An 18,064-nucleotide genomic window follows, 5' to 3' on the forward strand; every position below is an offset into this window, starting at 1 on the left:
CAGCCGTTGGCCGTGATGGTCGACAGCCATTTTAATGGTATGGGGGGCTATTCTGTGATTAGGAGTCTTAAGAATAGCGAATTTACCAAGAACATACCAGTTTTTCTCTTTCATGACTTTCTTGACCAAGACACTGTTCACTTAGCCTTGGAGTTAGGTACCAACGTTTTTTTTCGCAAACCGATTGACCCCATCGAGTTTATTCCTCGCCTTCAGGCCCAACTTAGAGGAGCTCTTGACATTAAAGAGTTGAGGGCAGCCTCGCAGCGGTTGAATGATTTTGCTGCTGCTGCTACCAACGCTGGAAATTCAGTGTTAATGGTAAATGCTATGGGTTTCATTGAATGGGTTAATGGGGGCTTTGAAAAATTGTATGGTTGCAACCTAGGGGAGTTCAAAACACGCTTTGGCGAAAATCTTTTTTCTAGAGATCTTTCCCCCGAAACGGTTGCTGCCTTTATGCGATGCAAGGAAAAGGGAGAGTATGTTACCTACTTTAACACTTGGCGCATGGAGGACGGCACGGTGAAGGATATTCAAACCTCCCTGTCACCCGTTTACGATCACTGGGGTAATTTCTTTAAGATTATTTGCATTGAAACAGATGTTTCTGATTTAAAGTTGGTTGAAAGAGAACTTGAAGTGAAACACGCTCATATTACTGAGGCGAATAGACTTCTTGAGCATCAGCGAGCTGAAATCGAACAGCAAAAGCAATTCATTGAGGATGAAAAAAGGAAATCGGAAGAGTTGCTCCGGAATATTCTGCCAATGGAAATTGCGCGGCAGCTCACCAAAAAGGGGGTTGCAAAGCCAAAAGCATTTAAAGATGCCTCAGTACTTTTTACCGACTTTGTAGGTTTTTCCAACTTATCAAGGACATACGATACGCTGCAGCTCATCGAAATACTGGATCAATACTTCCAGAAGTTTGAGGATATTAGCGATGGTCACTTTTTGGAAAAAATAAAAACAATTGGCGATGCCTACATGTGTGCTGGCGGTTTACCTAGAACCAATAAATCACATGCTTTCGATACAGTTTTAGCGGCCTTGGAGATTAAAAAATATGTGCAGGATATGGTTACAGCTGATATTGAGCAGGGGAAGATGCCTTGGTCTATTCGAATTGGCATCCATTCTGGCGAAGTAATTGCTGGGGTTATTGGGCGAAAGAAATTTGCCTACGATATCTGGGGCGATACCGTGAATGTAGCCAGCAGGATGCAGGAAGCCTCCATTCCCGGGAAAATAAATATTTCGGAAACTACCTACGAAAAAATAAAGGATTACTTTGTTTGTATTCCGAGGGGGGAAATGCCTCTCAAAAATATTGGATCCTTAAATATGTATTTTGTAGAAAGAATCCTTCCTGAAATGAGCGAAGATGCCGACGGAATTTTCCCCAACGCTCAGTTCAAAAAGATACTTTCAACTTATTAATCTTCACTTATTAAGTTAAAGTCGAAACTTAATGGCAGCAAGGATTTTATATTTGAAACTCGTTGTATGGCATTGGTTCCGTGCATGATTACCTCGATGGGAGTGTTGTAGCGATTTTGTGTTTCGAGCAAAACTTGCCGGCAAGCGCCACATGGGTACACTGGATTCTCATTGTAGATTCCTTTATACATCGAGCTAACGGCAATGGCTTTAACAGGTTGATCGGGATAAAGAGCGTTGGCCTGAAATATGGCTACGCGTTCGGCGCAAAGTCCTGATGGATAGGCCACGTTTTCCTGATTATTGCCAGTGACTATGGTTCCATCTGCGAGCAATACCGCCGCTCCAACTTTAAACTTGGAATATGGGGCGTAGGCTTTTAAGGCAACTTTTTTTGCCTTTTCGACAAGAACCTGATATTCTGGCGTTAACTCGGTTAAGTTTTCGTATTCGAAAAATTTTACTGAAATTTCTACCTCTTTCATTTTTTCTATTGCTAGTTTTGCAGGTAAACACAAACCTACTCAAAATTTTATAAATGTAAAACCCCTCTTTAATAATGATTTGCAAAAGTTGTTCAAAAAAAGGGATTGCAAATTTGGAAAAAAAAATGAAGCGAAGCCTGTTTTTGTTTATAGTATTTTTTACTTTTTCTGTTTCGGGTTATGCACAAAGTGGTAAACAATATTCAAGAGAAGACTATATTCTGGCATACAAAGATTTGGCAGTTAGGCAAATGAAGCAAAGTGGTGTGCCAGCTAGTATCATTTTGGCTCAGGGTATGCTGGAGTCTGATAATGGAAATAGCACACTAGCTCTAGAGGCGAATAACCATTTTGGTATAAAATGTCATGACAATTGGCGCGGAGCTACAATCTATCACGACGATGATAGGAGAAATGAGTGTTTCAGAAAATATAGAAAGCCAGAGGAATCGTTTATCGATCATTCTGACTTTTTGCGTGACACCAGAAGGTATGCCTTTTTGTTTGACCTAGCACCCACTGATTACAAAGGTTGGGCTAGGGGATTGCACAAGGCAGGTTATGCTACTAACCCTGACTATGCCAACATGCTCATTAAAATTATTGAAGATAATAAACTCTACCTTCTCGATAGAGGTGTAGATATTCAGGTTGCATCGCATCATGGTAAGAAATCCCATGTTGATGACAACTCCTATTTTGTTGATATTTACAAACAACATAGAGTAAGCGAGACAAATGGTGTGAAGTATGTGGTGGCGAAAGAGGGTGATTCGTTTGAAAGCTTAGCTAAGGAGTTGGAGATGATGCGGTGGCAACTATTTAAATACAACGATTTGCCAAAAGATGCCACTATAACAAGCGGAGAGGTGCTTTACGTTAAGCCAAAGCGCAGAAGTGCATCGCGGGAATACCCAACTCATATCGTTGACAGTAGTGAAACGCTTCAGCAAATTTCACAGCAGTATGCAGTAAAGCTTAAAATGCTCTATAAACGCAATGGCCTTAAGCCGGGGGAAGAGCCAATTGCTGGTCAAAAAATTTACATGAGAGGATGGAAGCCCGGCGTGAAAAAAGGCTGGCTCTTTTAAGAAAATCGATAGATTTCAATGTTTTTAAATCCGCGAAGGAATTCTTCAGTTGTCATTCGCTTTTTGCCTGCCAGCTGGATCTCATTAATATAGATTGCTCCGTCACTGGTGAGCACTTGAAGGTATGTTTTACCATCAGATACAATGCTCCCCGGTGTTCCCGCTATTTCGGAGGTGGAGCAATGAGCCATAAAAATTTTGACTGGAATTTCCTCATTTGTGGCGCTGGATACAAGTGCTGCCCAGGCTGCAGGGTAAGGACTTAATCCTCGAATGAGATTAAATATGGTTGCACTTGAATTTGCCCATTCTATCCTACAATCGTCTTTAAATATTTTTGGTGCGCCATTAGGCTCGTTTTTCTGAGAAGGTGGCTGATCGATTGCTAACACCGAATTAGCGGCAAGAGCGTCAAGAGTCTTAACTACCAGCTTTGCCCCCGAGGCCATCAACCTGTCATGCAGTTCACCAGCGGTTTCGTCCGGTCCAATGGCCACTGTTTCTTGAAAAATCAACTTTCCCTTATCAATCTCCTCATTGATAAAGAAGGTTGTATTTCCAGTCTCCTTTTCACCGTTAATAATTGCCCAGTTTATGGGTGCTGCCCCTCTATACTGTGGTAGGAGAGAGGCGTGAAGGTTGAAGGTCCCTAGTTTTGGTATTGACCATATATCTTTTGGAAGCATCCTGAAGGCTACAACTACAATAACGTCAGGGTTCAGCTGTTGAATCGCATTGATGAAATCGACATCTTTTAGCTTGGCTGGTTGTAGAAGGGGAACTCCTAACCTTACGGCTTCCTGTTTTACCTCCGATTGCTTAACCTTTTGACCACGGCCTGCTGGCTTGTCTGGAGCTGTAACTACGGCCAAGATGTGGTGATTTGAGAGGGATATTTGTCGCAACGATTCTGCGGCAAACTCTGGGGTGCCCATAAAAATTACGCCGAGCTGCCTCTTCATGCCTATTCGTTCTTTTTTGTTTGGTGAAGCGTATGGCCCATTTTATCCCTTTTTGTTTCTAGATAAAATGCATTAAACTGGTTGGGTTTTACTTCAATGGGAATGTTTTCGACTATTTCAAGGCCATATCCTTCAAGACCGGTAATCTTTTTAGGATTATTGGTCAGCAGCATAATCTTTTTAATCTTGAGGTCATGCAGTATAGCTGCCCCCACTCCGTAATCTCTTTCATCGGCCTCAAAGCCCAGCTCTACGTTGGCTTCCACAGTGTCGCGACCCTCTTCCTGTAACTTGTATGCATGAATTTTGTTGAATAGTCCAATTCCGCGACCTTCCTGGTTCATGTAAACAATTACACCTTTCCCTGCCTTGTCAATTTTTCGCATTGCTTCGTGCAGCTGGGGACCACAATCGCATCGGTAGCTCCCAAAAATATCTCCCGTAACGCACGATGAGTGAACACGAACAAGGATGGGCTCATTTTCGGCCCACTCTCCTTTTACAAGGGCAACATGTTCTAATCCGTTGCTCTTTTGGCGGTAAGGAATAAGTTCAAAGTCACCATACTCCGTTGGAAGCTTAACTCGCTGGCCTTTATCAATAATGCTTTCTCTTTTTAACCGATAGGCAATTAAGGCTTCAATTGAAATTATTTTAAGGCTGAACTTTTTTGCAATCTCAAGTAGTTGAGGCAGACGGGCCATGGTGCCATCTTCATTCATAATTTCAACAAGCGCACCACCAGTACGTAATCCGGCAAGTCGAGTTAGGTCAACTACGGCTTCGGTATGTCCTGCGCGCCTCAGCACTCCTTTGTCGCGCGCCTTGAGCGGAAAAATATGGCCAGGTCGTCCCAAATCTTCCGCTTTCGTGGCAGGATCAACCAGCGCTTTTATGGTTTTTGCCCTATCGGCAGCAGAAATACCCGTTGTGCAGCCATGTCCATTGAGGTCAACTGATACGGTAAATGGGGTTTGGTGCAATGCCGTATTGTGTCCAACCATAAGGTTGAGGTCTAACTCCTTGCAGCGTTCCTCGGTGATTGGAGCACAAATTAGGCCACGCCCATGCGTAGCCATAAAGTTTACCTTTTCTGGGGTGATGAGTTCTGCTGCTACCACAAAATCTCCCTCGTTTTCTCGGTCCTCATTATCGACAACGATAATGATCTTCCCGTTCTTAATATCTTCAATTGCCGACTCAATCGTATCGAGTTGACTACTGGTTGCGTTGTGTTGGTTGCCAGACATTGGACTTAACTCCTTTTACGAATTTAAAAAATCCTAGTAGTAGTGCGAGGTTCATTCCATAAAAGTGGGTAATGAACCGCACAAAGGTAATATGAATGTTTATTCTTTTTAGCATGTAATCGGCAATGGGTAGCAAAAAGCTCGCCAAAAAAAGTAAAAGCAAGAGTTGGTAGAAGTGGGAGCGAAGCGATAGGGCAATATTGGCTGACAATGCAAGCAGGATCAAGAATGGTCCAAACCACCTGATAACCTTGTGTGATAATAGTGCAAAGGCCGACCCACGGTAAGGGGGCCATAAAAGAGACCTGAAGTGCCATAAATTTTGAAACGCGCCAGCAGATATCCTGACTTTTCGTCGGAACTCTTCCGCTATATAGTTGGAGACATCTTCGTAAACATACGCTGTCATGCTGTTGATGGCTAGTTCACCCTGTTCAATCACTTTCATGCATATGTAGAAATCGTCGACAAGAAAATTTTGAGGAACCTTGTGGTAACTATTTTTACGAATGGCAAAGCAGCCACCAAATGGTCCCATCATGGAACCCCACACTCTCCCTTCGTAATTTTTAATGTGTACCTCACGGTTGATATAGGTGCTCTCAGGAAGCGAAATCCCTGATTTGTTGATGCCTGTATTGGAAACCCTGCTGTCCACTAACCCAACTTTCGGATTTTTGAAATGCTTTACCAGTTCATAGATGGTATTCGCATCAAAGAAGACGTTAGCATCGGTTGAGATTACAACATCCCCGGTTGCCATGTCAAACAGGTCATTAATGGTATTTGATTTGCCTTGCCTTTCAAAATTGATAACCTGTAGCGATGAATGCTCCATGCATAGCTGCACTAAAATATCGTTGGTGCTGTCGGTGGAGGAGTCGGAACCAACAAGAACCTGAAACTTGTTTGATGGATAGGTTGTGCTGTATATACTTTCTATCTTTTTGGCAATTACCTTCTGTTCGTTGTGTACCGCCATTAATATTGTGACCGTAGGCAGAACATCGTTGGAAGAATAGGTTATCTGATTGTCGCCATGCCACTTCGATAGCATCCACAGTATGCCAGGATAGAGCACATAGGAATGAAAGATTAGGACTACTGGTAGCCAGAATAGGTACTCCACCTTACACTTAATTGGATAAATTTTTTTGTTTCAAAGCCACCTCGCGGTAAAAGTCAAGAAGGCTACTACTTATGGTGTTGCTGTTGAAATTCTCATTTGCGAAGTGGTAGGCATGCCTTCCTGTTGTCTCTGCAAGTTTAGGATTTTTAAGCAACGAGATGCATGTTTCTGCCATTTTTTCAGGTGTATTGGCAATAAAGAGTTCCTTTCCAATATCAGCGTTTATGCCTTCGGCCCCAATTTTGGTTGAAACAATTGCTTTGCCAGCAGCCATGCCTTCCACTATTTTTATTCTCAGGCCCGATCCCGACAGAAGTGGGATAACCAAAACACCATGATCGCGCATATACTCTTCGGCACTATCCACCTCCCCATCGTACACTACGCCATCATGCTTAATCTGCTCCAGAAAGTGGTGTGGAGCGTTTCTTCCAGCAATGTGGAATTGAGCGTATGGAAGTTCTATTCGTATTATTGGCCAACAGCTGTGGAGGAACCATAACAACCCTTCCTGGTTGGGTAGCCAATCGAGCCCTCCAATATGAAAGATTGTGTTGGGGAATATTGGAGGGGTAGGTTGTTGAGACAAGCGATTGGCATTAAGTCCTGTTTGCGCAACATGCTGAGGAGTTGCAGGAACAAACTGTCTAAACCGCTTACCATCGCTCTCTGTTATTGGAATTATTATGTCAACTTTTCTGAAAACTGCAATCTCCATCCGCCTGATTCTCCTAGCTAAGATGTTGAGATAGGCTCTTTTTATTGGGTTCTTTGTTAGCTGTGCCGTAAGTTGCCATATTTCGTGCTCAACATTATGTGCCCGCAAGGCAATTGTTGCCTTAGTTTGTGCCCTAATAACTTCGATATAGGGTGTAAGATAAAGACCTTCGAGCTGAATAACATCGTAAGCCTCTTTTGTAAGTTGGGATTCTAGTGTTGCTTTAAATCTCGAATTGATAAAACGAACCGCATTGTATGGCTTATTTGAAAAAAAAAGGTTGAGCATCATCCTTACAAATGAAATGCTGGTGTCAACATAAACGGTCTTTAGATTGATACTCGTGGTTAATTCCTGTGGAATATTTTCGGGCGGAAAGAAGTGCTTTGATGTGTTTATGGCAAGTACAGAAACATCAGCACCGACCTGAGAAAGGCCTGTTGCCATGTTTAGCGTTGCAATGGCCCCTCCGTCAATAGGTGGATAAGGTATTTTGTTAGCGATAATTAGTATTCTCATCCCTTGCTGTGCTTCTTCTTGGTGCCGAAAAAGCGTCTAACCTTTTTTATAATTTGCAGGTACCAATCAATATTGAGTAACATGGAGTCGGTTGTTGCCTTATAAGAGAGGAAAACGCCCAAAGGCAAAAGAATAACGCTCGAAATCCACATGCCGTCAATAGCAGGTAACATGCCTTCTCTTACGAACTTTTCTCCTGTAATGGATATGATGTAGTATATAACGAAAAAGAAAACTGAAATTACCACCGGCATGCCAAGCCCTCCCTTTCGGATGATAGCCCCAAGCGGTGCTCCTATAAAGAAGAAGACAAAGCAGGCAAATGAAAGTGCAAATTTTCGATGCCACTCAATTTCGTGCCTGTAAATGACGCGCTGCTTGTATGAGATTTCATCCTTTGTTGTGGCAAGATTGTTTTTGGCTGACCGGGCCATGGAGAGTGCGTAATTCAAGGAAGATTTCTTTTCGTTAAGGTCGAGGGTAGCCATTGCCGAATCAACGCTGTAGGGATATTTGTTGTTTAATTTACCAGAAGTATCAATAGGCCCCATAAAGGCTCCGGCACCTAGCATGTTACGAAAAACCATCTTCTTTCGTGAGGAGAGCTCGTCTGTTAAAGAATCTTCGGCATGGGCGAGCTGCTTGAGGTTGAGCATTTGGTAGTTGCTCTTGAAAAGGCCCTCGTCGGTGCGCTTAAAATCGAATCCCGTGAGTGGTAGTATAAAGGTCTCCTCCTTGAAAAATGTTCTACGGAAGGCATAGTCGTTGGCCTTTGCATTTCTTGGTCTTCCGGTGTTGCGAACCTCTTCATAGGCATTGCCGTGGAACAACTCTACAACCATAAACTTTTTGTTTGCTGTAACCCGCATGTATCCGGAGTCGGCAGTGGTAACCGAAATGTTGCCTTCGTTGTTGGCGTGGTTATATATCATTATTCGCCGCATAAGGTTGGAGTTTCTATCCTTGCTCCCAACCTTAATGCTATAACCGTTAATGGAATTGGTAAACACGCCTTCCTTTATTTGTAGCTCCGGTCTTTGCTGGCCAACGCTGTAGAGCAGTGTCTTCATTTTCAGATTTGTAACAGGCAGCACATTATTCGAAAATAAGAAGCCTAGCCCGCTAATAACAATGATAAGAATAATGAGTGGAGCCAATATTCTTCGAAGGGAGATGCCTGCGGCCTTCATGGCAAGTAGCTCGTTGTTCTCTCCCAACGATCCTAGCGTCATAATGGAGGCAAGCAAGACCGTTAGGGGCAAAGCCATGGGTACTAAGGTGGCAGAGGCGTATAGTAGTAGCTCACCAATGATATCCCAAGTAAGTCCTTTGCCAACGAGATCATCAATGTATTTCCATAGAAACTGCATCAACAAAATGAACATTACAATGAAGAAGGTCATCAGCATTGGGCCGAGAAAGGACTTCAGGATATAGGAGTGAAATTTTTTCACAGAATTGGCTTTTATTTAGGACAACAAATTTAGCGCCTTTTTTCTAATTGCCTTGCGGCATTGGTTTAAAAGGTGCTGTTCGATGTTAATAATGGTCGAATTTCAAAGGCTTGATATTCTGCAGGGAATGAATTTGCTTGGCTTTTGGCCATTTTTGAGAGGCAAAAAAGTTTAAAAACCATTTGTTTTTTTGAAAATTGGTCTATCTTTGCACCCGCAAAACAAACAATGGCGAGGTAGCTCAGCTGGTTAGAGCGCATGATTCATAATCATGAGGTCGCGAGTTCAATCCTCGCTCTCGCTACGATAAGGTCCTGTTAGTCGCAGGACTTTATTTATGGTTAATAGTTAGTAGCTAGTTTTGGTGGTGGGTACCCTTACGAGGGTGCCCTTTTTTTATAGTATTTGGTCGTCAGTCGGTCCGTCTGCCAAATTTTTATGCTTGTAGCTCCTCTTTTTTTTGCTTTTATTTCCACGCTTTGGCTTCTTTACCCGCTTTTCCTTCTTCGACTTTTTGGTTACCTTGAAAATTGCCATAGTCATAAACAGGACAACCCCCAGAAATATTAGCCATGGCCAGTGATTCTGCAGATATTTTGCTGTTTTGCCATGGTTCGATTCGTCCTTTGCTTGAGCCTTGTTGGAGCTATTGGAAGTGGTGGCTTGATTGGTTGCAGGGGCTTGCTGCACATTAATGGTGATGTTTATGTTGTCCACCTTGCTTCTGATATCCTTAATTTCGTTGCTGAGCAACTCCAGATCGCTGCGGTTTAAGGCCATGGCGGTTTCCAGCCTTGCAACCTCCTGCTGGTTGCTTGCCGATTGCAGCAGACGATTATAGCGTGGGGCAATGTCGCGTTTCTCCCTAGCACGCTGGGTGAGGTTGCTGAGGGTGAGGCTAATATCCTCCACCGAATGTGACTGCCGTTGCACCAACAGTGGCAGCTCACCTAAGCTAGTCAACACGGAGTCGAGATGCTGGCGGGGCACTACCATAACGAACGAACCTTTAACGCCCTTTTCCGTGGTTTCGAGAAATTCCGACTTCACCATGGAGGAGTTTTTTTGCGCTAAAGCATAAATGCCTCTTCGCAGCTCGCTGAGATTGGCGGTATGCCCGGCGATTAAGAACGATATGGCGTTGGTTCGCGAGAATAGCGATGGTGGAAGGTTCGCTGGACGATAATGAATGGTCGTGTCGGCAACGGTAGCCTGTTCGGCTTGTTTAAAAGGATTGTGGCTGGTGCATGCCATGGTCACCAACAGCAAAATGGGTAGGAAATGCTTCATAGCCATTTTTGCTGAAAGTTAGGTAAAAAACGGGTTTCTATGCAACTGTAATCGTTGTATTTTCAACCTGCACCTTGTCACCCTTTCTAACTTTTGCCCTTTTCCTGCTCTCGACTACAGCGTTTAGCTTAACAAGTCCCTCTTCCACAAAAACTTTAGCATCGGCACCCGACTGGGCCATGCGCGTTACTTTGAGCAGCTGTATAAGCTCAATATATTCGCCCTTGAGTTCAAATGTAATGTCGTTCATGGTGCAAAGTAACAAAAAAGGCTGCCAATATTGGGCAGCCTTTTAAATCAATGGTGTTATATTTATTTGGTTGATGCTTCCAACCGCTTCATCATGAAGAAAATGAATGCAGCTGATACGAGGCAGCAGATAACGAAGAATGACCAGAGCTGCCACAGTTCAAACTTACCATAGAAAATTGCGCCAATAAAGAGCAGCTGATTGCCAAGAGCAGTTGCAGCCAACCATCCGCCCTGCATGGTACCCTTATACTTTGGTGGAGCCACCTTTGAAACAAAGGAGATTCCCATTGGGCTGAGAAACAGCTCGGCAATCGTAAGCACAAAGTAGGTTGAAATCAACAGGTAGGGCGATACCAGCTGGTTGTCGGGAACCGGGTTGCCGTGGAGCGACGATTGGGAAATTAGCCCAAGGGAACCAATGGCCATTACAATAAAGCCGGTTGCGGCTAGAATCATCCCAATTCCGATTTTCCGTGGAGAGGATGGTTCTATCCCCCTTTTGTTCATCCAGGAGAATGAGGCAACTGCCACTGGTGTTAAAGCAACAATAAAGAATGGGTTGAGATGCTGAAACAGTTCAGGTGAGAATAGATTTGCTGCCGGCATACCTTTTAGAACGTGAAACGAAAGATAACCAAGGCCGAAGGTGCTAATTGCACCGATAATGCGCTGAAGCGACGTCGATTCTCTTTTAAGTAGAAAGTAGATTCCAACAAGTGTTCCAAGCATTGGCAGCAGTGCCCAAAGATCGAACCAGAAGAATGTTTCTGGGCCAACAATGCGTTGCGTATAGTCTCGTGCAAAGTAGGTTAGCGTTAGACCATTCTGATGAAATGACATCCAAAAGAATATTACAACGGCAAATACAAGGAATAGGGCTGTAAGCCTTGATTTAACCTCTTCGCGTGACATTTCTTTAACCTTTATCTCTTCTCCATTGCTGTCTTTCGCGGGTGTTACCGAGAAACCGGTTGCTAGCATTTTGCCAAATGCAAAGTAGACAGCTAACGATACCAGCATCATAAATGCCGCAAACCCAAATGCATAGTTATATCCTGTTGAGAATGCTCTAATGTACTCTTCTGCAAAAGCGTTTACATTAAAATTTATGGGAAGAGTGCCCCCAACGAATGCCTCGTGTGCAACATTTGTAAGCAGTTGGGCAGATCCATCAACGCCATTTTTTACGTTCCAGCACAGCGAGGGTAATTCTGCTCGGTCAACGAAGTGGGAAAGGCCTAGAACATGCTCTTTAATGCTAATGGCAACCGTTGGAGCAAATAATGCACCAATATTTATTCCCATGTAGAAAATTGAGAATGCTGAATCTCGTTTTGCCTGAAACTTTGGATCTTCATACAGATTACCCACAACCGCCTGGAGATTCCCTTTGAACATTCCGTTCCCAAAGGCAATTACGAAGAGGCCGGCGCAAGCCTGAATTAGGCCTGCCGTTGTGGAGGCAGTTGGAATTGCAATCAGCACGTAGCCTAAGGCCATGGTCACAATTCCAAAAGTAATTGTTTTCTTAAGGCCAACTAGCCGATCGGCAACAATTCCGCCAACCAGTGCTAATGCATATATTGAGGCATAAAAAATGGAGTATATGATTCCTGCATTGGTCCCCGTTAGTCCAAACTTTGCCTGTAGAAAGAGCACGAGAATGGCCATCATTGTGTAGAAACCGAATCGTTCGCCCATGTTGGCGAAGAATGCTACAAAGAGGCCTTTGGGATGTCCTTTGAACATGATTATATCAGATTTAAGTTAATATTTGTTAATTTTTTTCAAGTTTGACAAAGATAAAAATCTTTTTCAGCCAGAAAACTGATAATTGTTATTGCCATGGCGAATTATTCCTTTTCACGCCATTCTTTGCTACCTTTGTGTTTGGTTGTAGTAAGAATAGCGGTATTCCTCTTGCTATACGGCACTGTTAACGGTGAAAGTGATGTGCTCTTCACTTAGATAGGATTGTCGTCTTAATGTGATTTAGGGCAAAGGATTATTCCTAAATTCAGTAATCATGAAGATTTTCACAACAAGTCAGGTGAAGTTGCTCGACAGCTACACCATTGTCAACGAGCCAATTACCTCCATCGACCTAATGGAGAGGGCGTCGAGTAGTCTATTCGAAACGCTGATTAAGCAGTTTTCCGCTAGCGAGGTGTTTCTCTTTTTCATTGGTCCCGGAAACAATGGGGGAGATGGACTTGCTTTAGCTCGGATGCTTTCCTGCGTTGGAAAAAGAATTTCTGTTTTCCTTCTGTCTCCGCTAGAGCAGCTTTCACCTGATTCATTGGTCAACTATATGCGACTTTCAAAGGTCGTTGGGCTAAGCATTGTGATGATGAAGGATAGAGCTGACTTACCCTTAATTTCTGAGGACGCTATTGTCGTTGATGCACTTTTGGGTTCTGGGTTAACTCGGCCGGTGAAAGGATTTGCCAAGGAGGTAATTCAGCATATAAATGGGGCTCACAGTACTGTTCTGTCCATTGATATTCCCTCCGGATTGCCCGGTGAAGATTGCGACTCTTTTCCTGACGATTCCATAGTGAGAGCCACCTATACCTACACCCTTCAGTTTCCAAAAATTTCATTCTTTTTTCCTGAAAACGAAAAATTCGTAGGGGAAATAGTTGTTGTACCAATAGGGCTTCACCCAGATGGTATTGCCTCCACCGCAACCAGTTATACCTATTTATTAATGGGTGACCTTTCTCAAATGATTCCATCAAGGCCGATTTTTGGACATAAAGGAACCTTTGGCCACCTGCTTGCGATTGCGGGAAGCAAGGGAATGATGGGTGCTTCGTTGCTGGTGGGGAAGGGTGCTTACCGTGCTGGAGTGGGGTTAGTCACATGCCATGTTCCATTGGATCAGGGTGCTGTTTTGCAAATAGGACTTCCAGAAGCCTTGGTGGATGAAGACGCAAGTCCAGAATATTTTACAAAGTTTAGCGATATCGATAGGTGTTCTGCAGTAGTTGTTGGCCCGGGAATTGGACAGAGCCAAGATACTGCCAAGGCTGTTGAACAACTTTTTCGCACCGTAAGCGTTCCTTTGGTTATCGATGCCGATGCAATAAACCTAATGGCAATGTATCCCAAGTTACAGAAGTTACTACCCGAAAATGCCATACTAACCCCTCATCCAAAGGAACTCGAACGTCTGCTGGGGAAATGGAACCATACATATGAACGCATTGAACGGCAGCGTACCTTTGCCGTGGATCATAAGGTGGTATTGCTTTGCAAAGGTAAATACACCACAATTGCGCTTCCTTCAGGAGATATTATTTTCAATTCGACTGGAAATTCGGGAATGGCAACTGGCGGTTCGGGCGATGCACTTTCCGGCATAATTGGAGGACTTCTCGCTCAAGGTATTGATCCTGCTGAGGCTGCTTCCATTGGCGTTTTTCTACATGGCCTTGCTGGTGATATTGCTGCTTCAAAGGTAAGCGAGCACGGCATGATGGCTTCCGATATAATCAATCACCTTGGGGATGCGTGGCTTAAAGTGATCGGAGCATAAAAAAGGCGTATCGCATTGGATATACAGAAATCCAGAGTTTTGCTAAAACATTATTTTATGCATATGAAGTATATAATGAGAATTTTACCATTAGCGTCAATGTTGCTAGGTGGCCTGAGCGCTTGCTCACAATCAAGGCATGTTATGGTTCACCAAATATCGACCCAGGAAGTTGGAGAGGGCCCTAGTCAATTCACTTTCTTTTATCCTAAAACGGTGTTCAACATAAGTATTGAAGCCGTGAAGGAAACCTTTATACCTGGTCCATACGCTCAATTTTCAGAAAAGTATATTGGAGTTTCTGCGAGTGACAAAAAATCTGTGAATTGGCGTCTTTCTGGTGTATCTATGTCCTTGTCGCAGGAGCCTGACTACACGCGATTGTTTTCAGTTGAGGGTACGCAAAACGAGGTTGCCAAAGTTTTTAACCTGATGCACGAGAGTAAGCTCTATCCCACCTCTGAAGTTTGGATGCCGGACATGGTACGTACGAAGTTTGTGTTACCGCAGGTTTTTTCCAAACCGATCTATCCCGATTTGGGTGTAGACCCCTTTATTGCTACGGAAAAAAACACCTACTATTCACGGGTTCCTGTTGATTCCGGTTTTGTTCGAGTGCCGGTGCAGCGAAATGTGGTGGTTGAAACAAATATGGAGGATCGGGCAAAGGCTGCAGCCGATTTTCTCTTTTCCATACGAAAGCGACGTTTCGATTTAATCTCTGGTGAATCCGACCACCAATTGGATGGTAAAGCCATAGAAGTTTGTTTGGCGGAGCTTAATAGGGTTGAGGCGGATTACCTATCGTTATTTATAGGTAAGAATTTTGTCGACACGCTAGTAAGCCATTTCAGCTACGTGCCAACTGTGGCGCCTAACCAAAATGCTATTCTTTTCCGCTTTTCTGAGCAGCAAGGTGTTTTGGCAAACGACAACCTCTCAGGTCGGCCAATAATGCTTGAGGTGGCGTCCGACACTACGCTCAGTGCATACAAAAATATGATTGTGAAGCCAACTGTTAATAGTAAGGAAACCATTCAGTTTCCATACATTCTACCAGAGGTTGCACATGTTGAAATGTACGATGGGAAGGCTGAACTCATAAATAATCGAGTTCAGGTAGCTCAGCTGGGCCAGATACAATTTTTCCCAGTTAGCCTGTGGAAGTGATTTTCCTTGCCCAATAATTAAAAGCAAAAGAGGCTTACCATGTTTAAGGGTAAGCCTCTTTTTGTTGTATTGCTTATACTATTTTAACCCCGGTAAGGTGGGATAAATCTTCATGAAATCTTGAAAGTTCTCCTTTTTATAGTAATCCTCACCAAAGTAAATAAGAATTGGTGCAATTTGTTCCGGTGTCCGGTAACCCGGTACGGCAGTAAGAAGCTGGTCCTGCTCATTGAGATATGCCGATGAGGGATAGGATAGCTGTCCCTGTAGAAGTGCAATAGCAAATTCGTGTGGTGAACGGCTTCCGGTGTTCTTGTTTTCGAATGTCTTCCCCTCAAAAACAACCGGATCCTTGCCTTCAGCATTAAACTTAACAGCATAAAAATGCTTGTTGATATAGTTCGCCACGGACGAATCGGTAAAGGTGTTTTGATCCATCATTTTGCAGTAATGGCACCAATCCGTATAAACGTCGATAAAGATCTTCTTGGGTGCAGTTTTGTTTAGCTCAAGGGCATCTTGTATGGTATGCCACTTTATCAGCGATGGCTCTTGACCCCATGTTTTTGACGTCCCAATAGTTGCAACGATGAATCCAAGTAGAAAGATTTTTTTTATCATGTTGAAAGGCTTGAAAAGTTATTCTGTCAAAACGTTTTAACTGAGTTTAATGTTTCGTCTGAATTTGTAAGACATGCAAATATAAGGTAATTTAACACTTCCGTCGAACCTCTGTTTAAAAATGATTTTCTACCTTTAGGCAAATTCAAATACCAATTATTATGTCTAAAGAAATACTATCACTTCAACCAGAGCGGGTTTGGAAAAATTTCTACGCCCTGACACAGATTCCACGTCCTTCAAAGAGCGAAGAAAAGATAGAAGCATTTATGGCCAAGTTTGGTCGCGACCTAGGGCTGGAAACTATCGTTGATGAAGTTGGGAATGTAATTGTTCGCAAACCTGCTACAGAGGGAATGGAAAAATGTCAGGGGGTTGTTCTGCAAGGCCACCTCGACATGGTTCCTCAGAAAAATAGCGATACCAAGCACGACTTTGAAAAGGACCCCATTGATGCATATGTTGACGGGGATTGGGTTAAGGCCCGTGGCACCACTCTTGGCGCCGATAATGGTATGGGAGTTGCTGCCATAATGGCAATTCTTGAATCCAAAGATATTCCTCATGGACCCATCGAAGCTTTATTTACAAGTGATGAGGAGACTGGAATGACTGGCGCATTTGGTCTTAAGCCCGGTTTCTTAAAGGGCGATATCCTTTTGAATCTCGATTCGGAAGACGAAGGTGAACTTTATGTAGGTTGTGCTGGTGGCGTAAATGGAAACTTTACCTTTAAGTTTAAGGATGAGGCAGTTCCAACTGGACATGTTGCCTATAAGTTAACGGTTAAAGGGTTAAAGGGTGGTCACTCTGGTTTAGAAATCATTCTTGGTAGAGGAAATTCGAATAAGTTAATGTTCCGTTTCTTCCGTCATGCAACCAAGGAGCATGGTCTTAGAATTGCCTCAGTTGATGGCGGTAGCCTTCGTAATGCCATTCCACGAGAATCGTTTGCCGTGGTTACCGTTCCTGCGGCTCAGGCTGATAAGTTTGAGGCTTGTGTTGTTAAAATGAAGGGAGTTTATCAAAAAGAACTTTCATTGGTTGAGCCAGATCTCTCCTTTACAGTACACAAAGCAGAAATGCCTAAGACCGTAATTGAGCATTCGGCAGCGAATAGAATAATTAACGCAATTTATGGTTGCCCCAACGGAGTAATCCGTATGAGCGATGCCATGTCAGGCCTTGTTGAAACTAGCACAAATCTTGCTCGAGTATTATCCTCAGAGGGCAAGCTAATAGTTCAGTGCTTACTTCGGAGTTCGGTGGATTCTGCAAAAGATGACCTTACCGAAATGATTGCAAGCGTTTTTGAACTGGCTGGTGCCGAAGTCTCTTTCGACGGAGGATATCCGGGATGGAAGCCAGATATGAATTCGTTAATTCTCAACCACATGGGTAAGGTTTACAATAAACTTTACTCTAAGGTTCCTGAGATAAAGGCTATACATGCTGGTCTGGAGTGTGGGTTGCTGGGCGGTGTTTACCCAAATTGGGATATGATCTCATTTGGTCCAACTATTCGATTCCCTCACTCTCCCGACGAGAAGATTAATGTTCCTTCCGTAGCCAAGTTTTGGAACTTCCTAGTTGAAACGTTAAAGAGCATACCTACAAAATAGCTAGATTTTCCACTTAGTTTTCAATATTGAGGAGAAATGGGACTACCATTTCTCCTCATTTTTTTGATCTCTATGAACTTTTATTTTAATTTTTATTTCCAGCATAATTTTGATATCCAGCCAAATAGATAACAAGTAATAATATTATCAGAAAATTAGTTGGAGGAACATTTGGAGTGTATAGGTTTAAATGATACTTTTGCACCCGCTTTGAACAGGAAGCACCAACACGATAGAGGGGAAAGCAGGAGCGGGGAGGTTTGGTGAATTCAAAAAAAAGTATTATCTTTGCAGCCCGCCAATGGGTAACCAGAGGCAGGAATTTGGCAGAAAGCAGCACGTTAGCAATGGCTAACGGAAAGCATATTTATCACACGATCTTTGACCGGCTGTAGCGAGTTGACCCCTTCGGGGGAAGACTAAATAACAAGCAAGACGAAAGGAATAGCACAACAACAAGCAGGAAAAGAAAGCGCAAGCCGCGCGGGAGCGCGGCGACCGGAAGCTGGGAATACTA

15 protein-coding genes and 1 tRNA gene are annotated in these 18,064 nt (G+C 43.4%); 6 read left to right on the top strand and 10 right to left on the bottom strand.

All coding sequences use genetic code 11. The annotated features are described in order from the left end of the window. Positions 1–1,443 (top strand): adenylate/guanylate cyclase domain-containing protein (locus tag VMW01_06555; GenBank protein HUW05902.1); only part of this gene is annotated, 1,443 nt, incomplete at its 5' end. Here the strand turns inward: VMW01_06555 and VMW01_06560 are convergent. Further along, positions 1,440–1,928, bottom strand: coding sequence for a cytidine deaminase (locus VMW01_06560; GenBank protein HUW05903.1), 489 nt, complete (start codon positions 1,926–1,928; stop codon positions 1,440–1,442). The genes VMW01_06555 and VMW01_06560 overlap by 4 nt on opposite strands. 125 nt (positions 1,929–2,053) lie before the next feature. Between VMW01_06560 and VMW01_06565 the strand changes: the two genes are divergently transcribed. Continuing rightward, positions 2,054–3,019 carry a glucosaminidase domain-containing protein gene (locus VMW01_06565; protein ID HUW05904.1) on the top strand — a complete coding sequence of 322 codons (966 nt, stop codon included), beginning with the start codon at positions 2,054–2,056 and terminating at the stop codon, positions 3,017–3,019. Here VMW01_06565 and fmt read toward each other — a convergent pair. The 5 genes from fmt to VMW01_06590 are packed head-to-tail and all read right to left on the bottom strand — an operon-like array spanning position 3,016 to position 9,051. Continuing rightward, positions 3,016–3,981: a methionyl-tRNA formyltransferase gene (gene fmt / locus VMW01_06570; protein ID HUW05905.1), complete on the bottom strand. Its 966-nt coding sequence runs from the start codon at positions 3,979–3,981 to the stop codon at positions 3,016–3,018. The genes VMW01_06565 and fmt overlap by 4 nt on opposite strands. Before the next feature lie 2 nt (positions 3,982–3,983). Beyond that, positions 3,984–5,231: a bifunctional 3,4-dihydroxy-2-butanone-4-phosphate synthase/GTP cyclohydrolase II gene (locus VMW01_06575; protein ID HUW05906.1), complete on the bottom strand. Its 1,248-nt coding sequence runs from the start codon at positions 5,229–5,231 to the stop codon at positions 3,984–3,986. Further along, positions 5,200–6,360 (bottom strand): glycosyltransferase, encoded by a 1,161-nt coding sequence (locus VMW01_06580; protein HUW05907.1) that lies wholly within the window; start codon positions 6,358–6,360, stop codon positions 5,200–5,202. The genes VMW01_06575 and VMW01_06580 overlap by 32 nt, the downstream gene beginning before the upstream one ends. A 7-nt stretch (positions 6,361–6,367) precedes the next feature. Beyond that, positions 6,368–7,597 (bottom strand): glycosyltransferase family 4 protein, encoded by a 1,230-nt coding sequence (locus tag VMW01_06585; protein HUW05908.1) that lies wholly within the window; start codon positions 7,595–7,597, stop codon positions 6,368–6,370. Beyond that, complete coding sequence (locus VMW01_06590; GenBank protein HUW05909.1) at positions 7,594–9,051, bottom strand: LptF/LptG family permease; 1,458 nt, start codon at positions 9,049–9,051, stop codon at positions 7,594–7,596. The genes VMW01_06585 and VMW01_06590 overlap by 4 nt, the downstream gene beginning before the upstream one ends. 230 nt (positions 9,052–9,281) lie before the next feature. On the opposite strand from VMW01_06590, the gene VMW01_06595 reads away from it, so the two are divergent. Then, positions 9,282–9,355: transfer RNA gene (locus VMW01_06595), tRNA-Met, on the top strand. 92 nt (positions 9,356–9,447) lie between these two features. On the opposite strand, the gene VMW01_06600 is transcribed toward VMW01_06595, so the two are convergent. The 3 genes from VMW01_06600 to VMW01_06610 all read right to left on the bottom strand — a co-directional run bounded on the left by VMW01_06600 (position 9,448) and on the right by VMW01_06610 (position 12,342). Continuing rightward, positions 9,448–10,341 carry a DUF4349 domain-containing protein gene (locus VMW01_06600; protein ID HUW05910.1) on the bottom strand — a complete coding sequence of 298 codons (894 nt, stop codon included), beginning with the start codon at positions 10,339–10,341 and terminating at the stop codon, positions 9,448–9,450. Positions 10,342–10,378: 37 nt separating this feature from the next. Continuing rightward, positions 10,379–10,591 (bottom strand): RNA-binding S4 domain-containing protein, encoded by a 213-nt coding sequence (locus tag VMW01_06605; GenBank protein ID HUW05911.1) that lies wholly within the window; start codon positions 10,589–10,591, stop codon positions 10,379–10,381. A 62-nt stretch (positions 10,592–10,653) separates the two neighbouring features. Continuing rightward, complete coding sequence (locus VMW01_06610) at positions 10,654–12,342, bottom strand: peptide MFS transporter (GenBank protein HUW05912.1); 1,689 nt, start codon at positions 12,340–12,342, stop codon at positions 10,654–10,656. Positions 12,343–12,619: 277 nt separating this feature from the next. Between VMW01_06610 and VMW01_06615 the strand changes: the two genes are divergently transcribed. Both VMW01_06615 and VMW01_06620 read left to right on the top strand, forming a co-directional pair. Further along, complete coding sequence (locus VMW01_06615) at positions 12,620–14,134, top strand: NAD(P)H-hydrate dehydratase (protein HUW05913.1); 1,515 nt, start codon at positions 12,620–12,622, stop codon at positions 14,132–14,134. Between the two features lie 144 nt (positions 14,135–14,278). Then, positions 14,279–15,304: a DUF4831 family protein gene (locus VMW01_06620; protein ID HUW05914.1), complete on the top strand. Its 1,026-nt coding sequence runs from the start codon at positions 14,279–14,281 to the stop codon at positions 15,302–15,304. Positions 15,305–15,382: 78 nt separating this feature from the next. On the opposite strand, the gene VMW01_06625 is transcribed toward VMW01_06620, so the two are convergent. Then, complete coding sequence (locus tag VMW01_06625; GenBank protein HUW05915.1) at positions 15,383–15,925, bottom strand: DUF255 domain-containing protein; 543 nt, start codon at positions 15,923–15,925, stop codon at positions 15,383–15,385. Between the two features lie 161 nt (positions 15,926–16,086). Between VMW01_06625 and VMW01_06630 the strand changes: the two genes are divergently transcribed. Further along, positions 16,087–17,547, top strand: coding sequence for an aminoacyl-histidine dipeptidase (locus VMW01_06630; GenBank protein ID HUW05916.1), 1,461 nt, complete (start codon positions 16,087–16,089; stop codon positions 17,545–17,547). Positions 17,548–18,064 lie beyond the last annotated feature (517 nt).

The organism is Williamwhitmania sp. (assembly GCA_035529935.1).
GTDB lineage: Bacteria > Bacteroidota > Bacteroidia > Bacteroidales > Williamwhitmaniaceae > Williamwhitmania.

Bases quoted from the DNA above. Each gene is read 5' to 3' on its own strand.
- VMW01_06560 (HUW05903.1), bottom strand. From the start codon at position 1,928: ATGAAAGAGGTAGAAATTTCAGTAAAATTTTTCGAATACGAAAACTTA.
- fmt (HUW05905.1), bottom strand. From the start codon at position 3,981: ATGAAGAGGCAGCTCGGCGTAATTTTTATGGGCACCCCAGAGTTTGCC.
- VMW01_06585 (HUW05908.1), bottom strand. From the start codon at position 7,597: ATGAGAATACTAATTATCGCTAACAAAATACCTTATCCACCTATTGAC.
- VMW01_06620 (HUW05914.1), top strand. From the start codon at position 14,279: ATGGTTCACCAAATATCGACCCAGGAAGTTGGAGAGGGCCCTAGTCAA.
- VMW01_06625 (HUW05915.1), bottom strand. From the start codon at position 15,925: ATGATAAAAAAAATCTTTCTACTTGGATTCATCGTTGCAACTATTGGG.
- VMW01_06610 (HUW05912.1), bottom strand. From the start codon at position 12,342: ATGTTCAAAGGACATCCCAAAGGCCTCTTTGTAGCATTCTTCGCCAAC.
- VMW01_06605 (HUW05911.1), bottom strand. From the start codon at position 10,591: ATGAACGACATTACATTTGAACTCAAGGGCGAATATATTGAGCTTATA.
- VMW01_06600 (HUW05910.1), bottom strand. From the start codon at position 10,341: ATGAAGCATTTCCTACCCATTTTGCTGTTGGTGACCATGGCATGCACC.
- VMW01_06615 (HUW05913.1), top strand. From the start codon at position 12,620: ATGAAGATTTTCACAACAAGTCAGGTGAAGTTGCTCGACAGCTACACC.
- VMW01_06575 (HUW05906.1), bottom strand. From the start codon at position 5,231: ATGTCTGGCAACCAACACAACGCAACCAGTAGTCAACTCGATACGATT.
- VMW01_06565 (HUW05904.1), top strand. From the start codon at position 2,054: ATGAAGCGAAGCCTGTTTTTGTTTATAGTATTTTTTACTTTTTCTGTT.
- VMW01_06630 (HUW05916.1), top strand. From the start codon at position 16,087: ATGTCTAAAGAAATACTATCACTTCAACCAGAGCGGGTTTGGAAAAAT.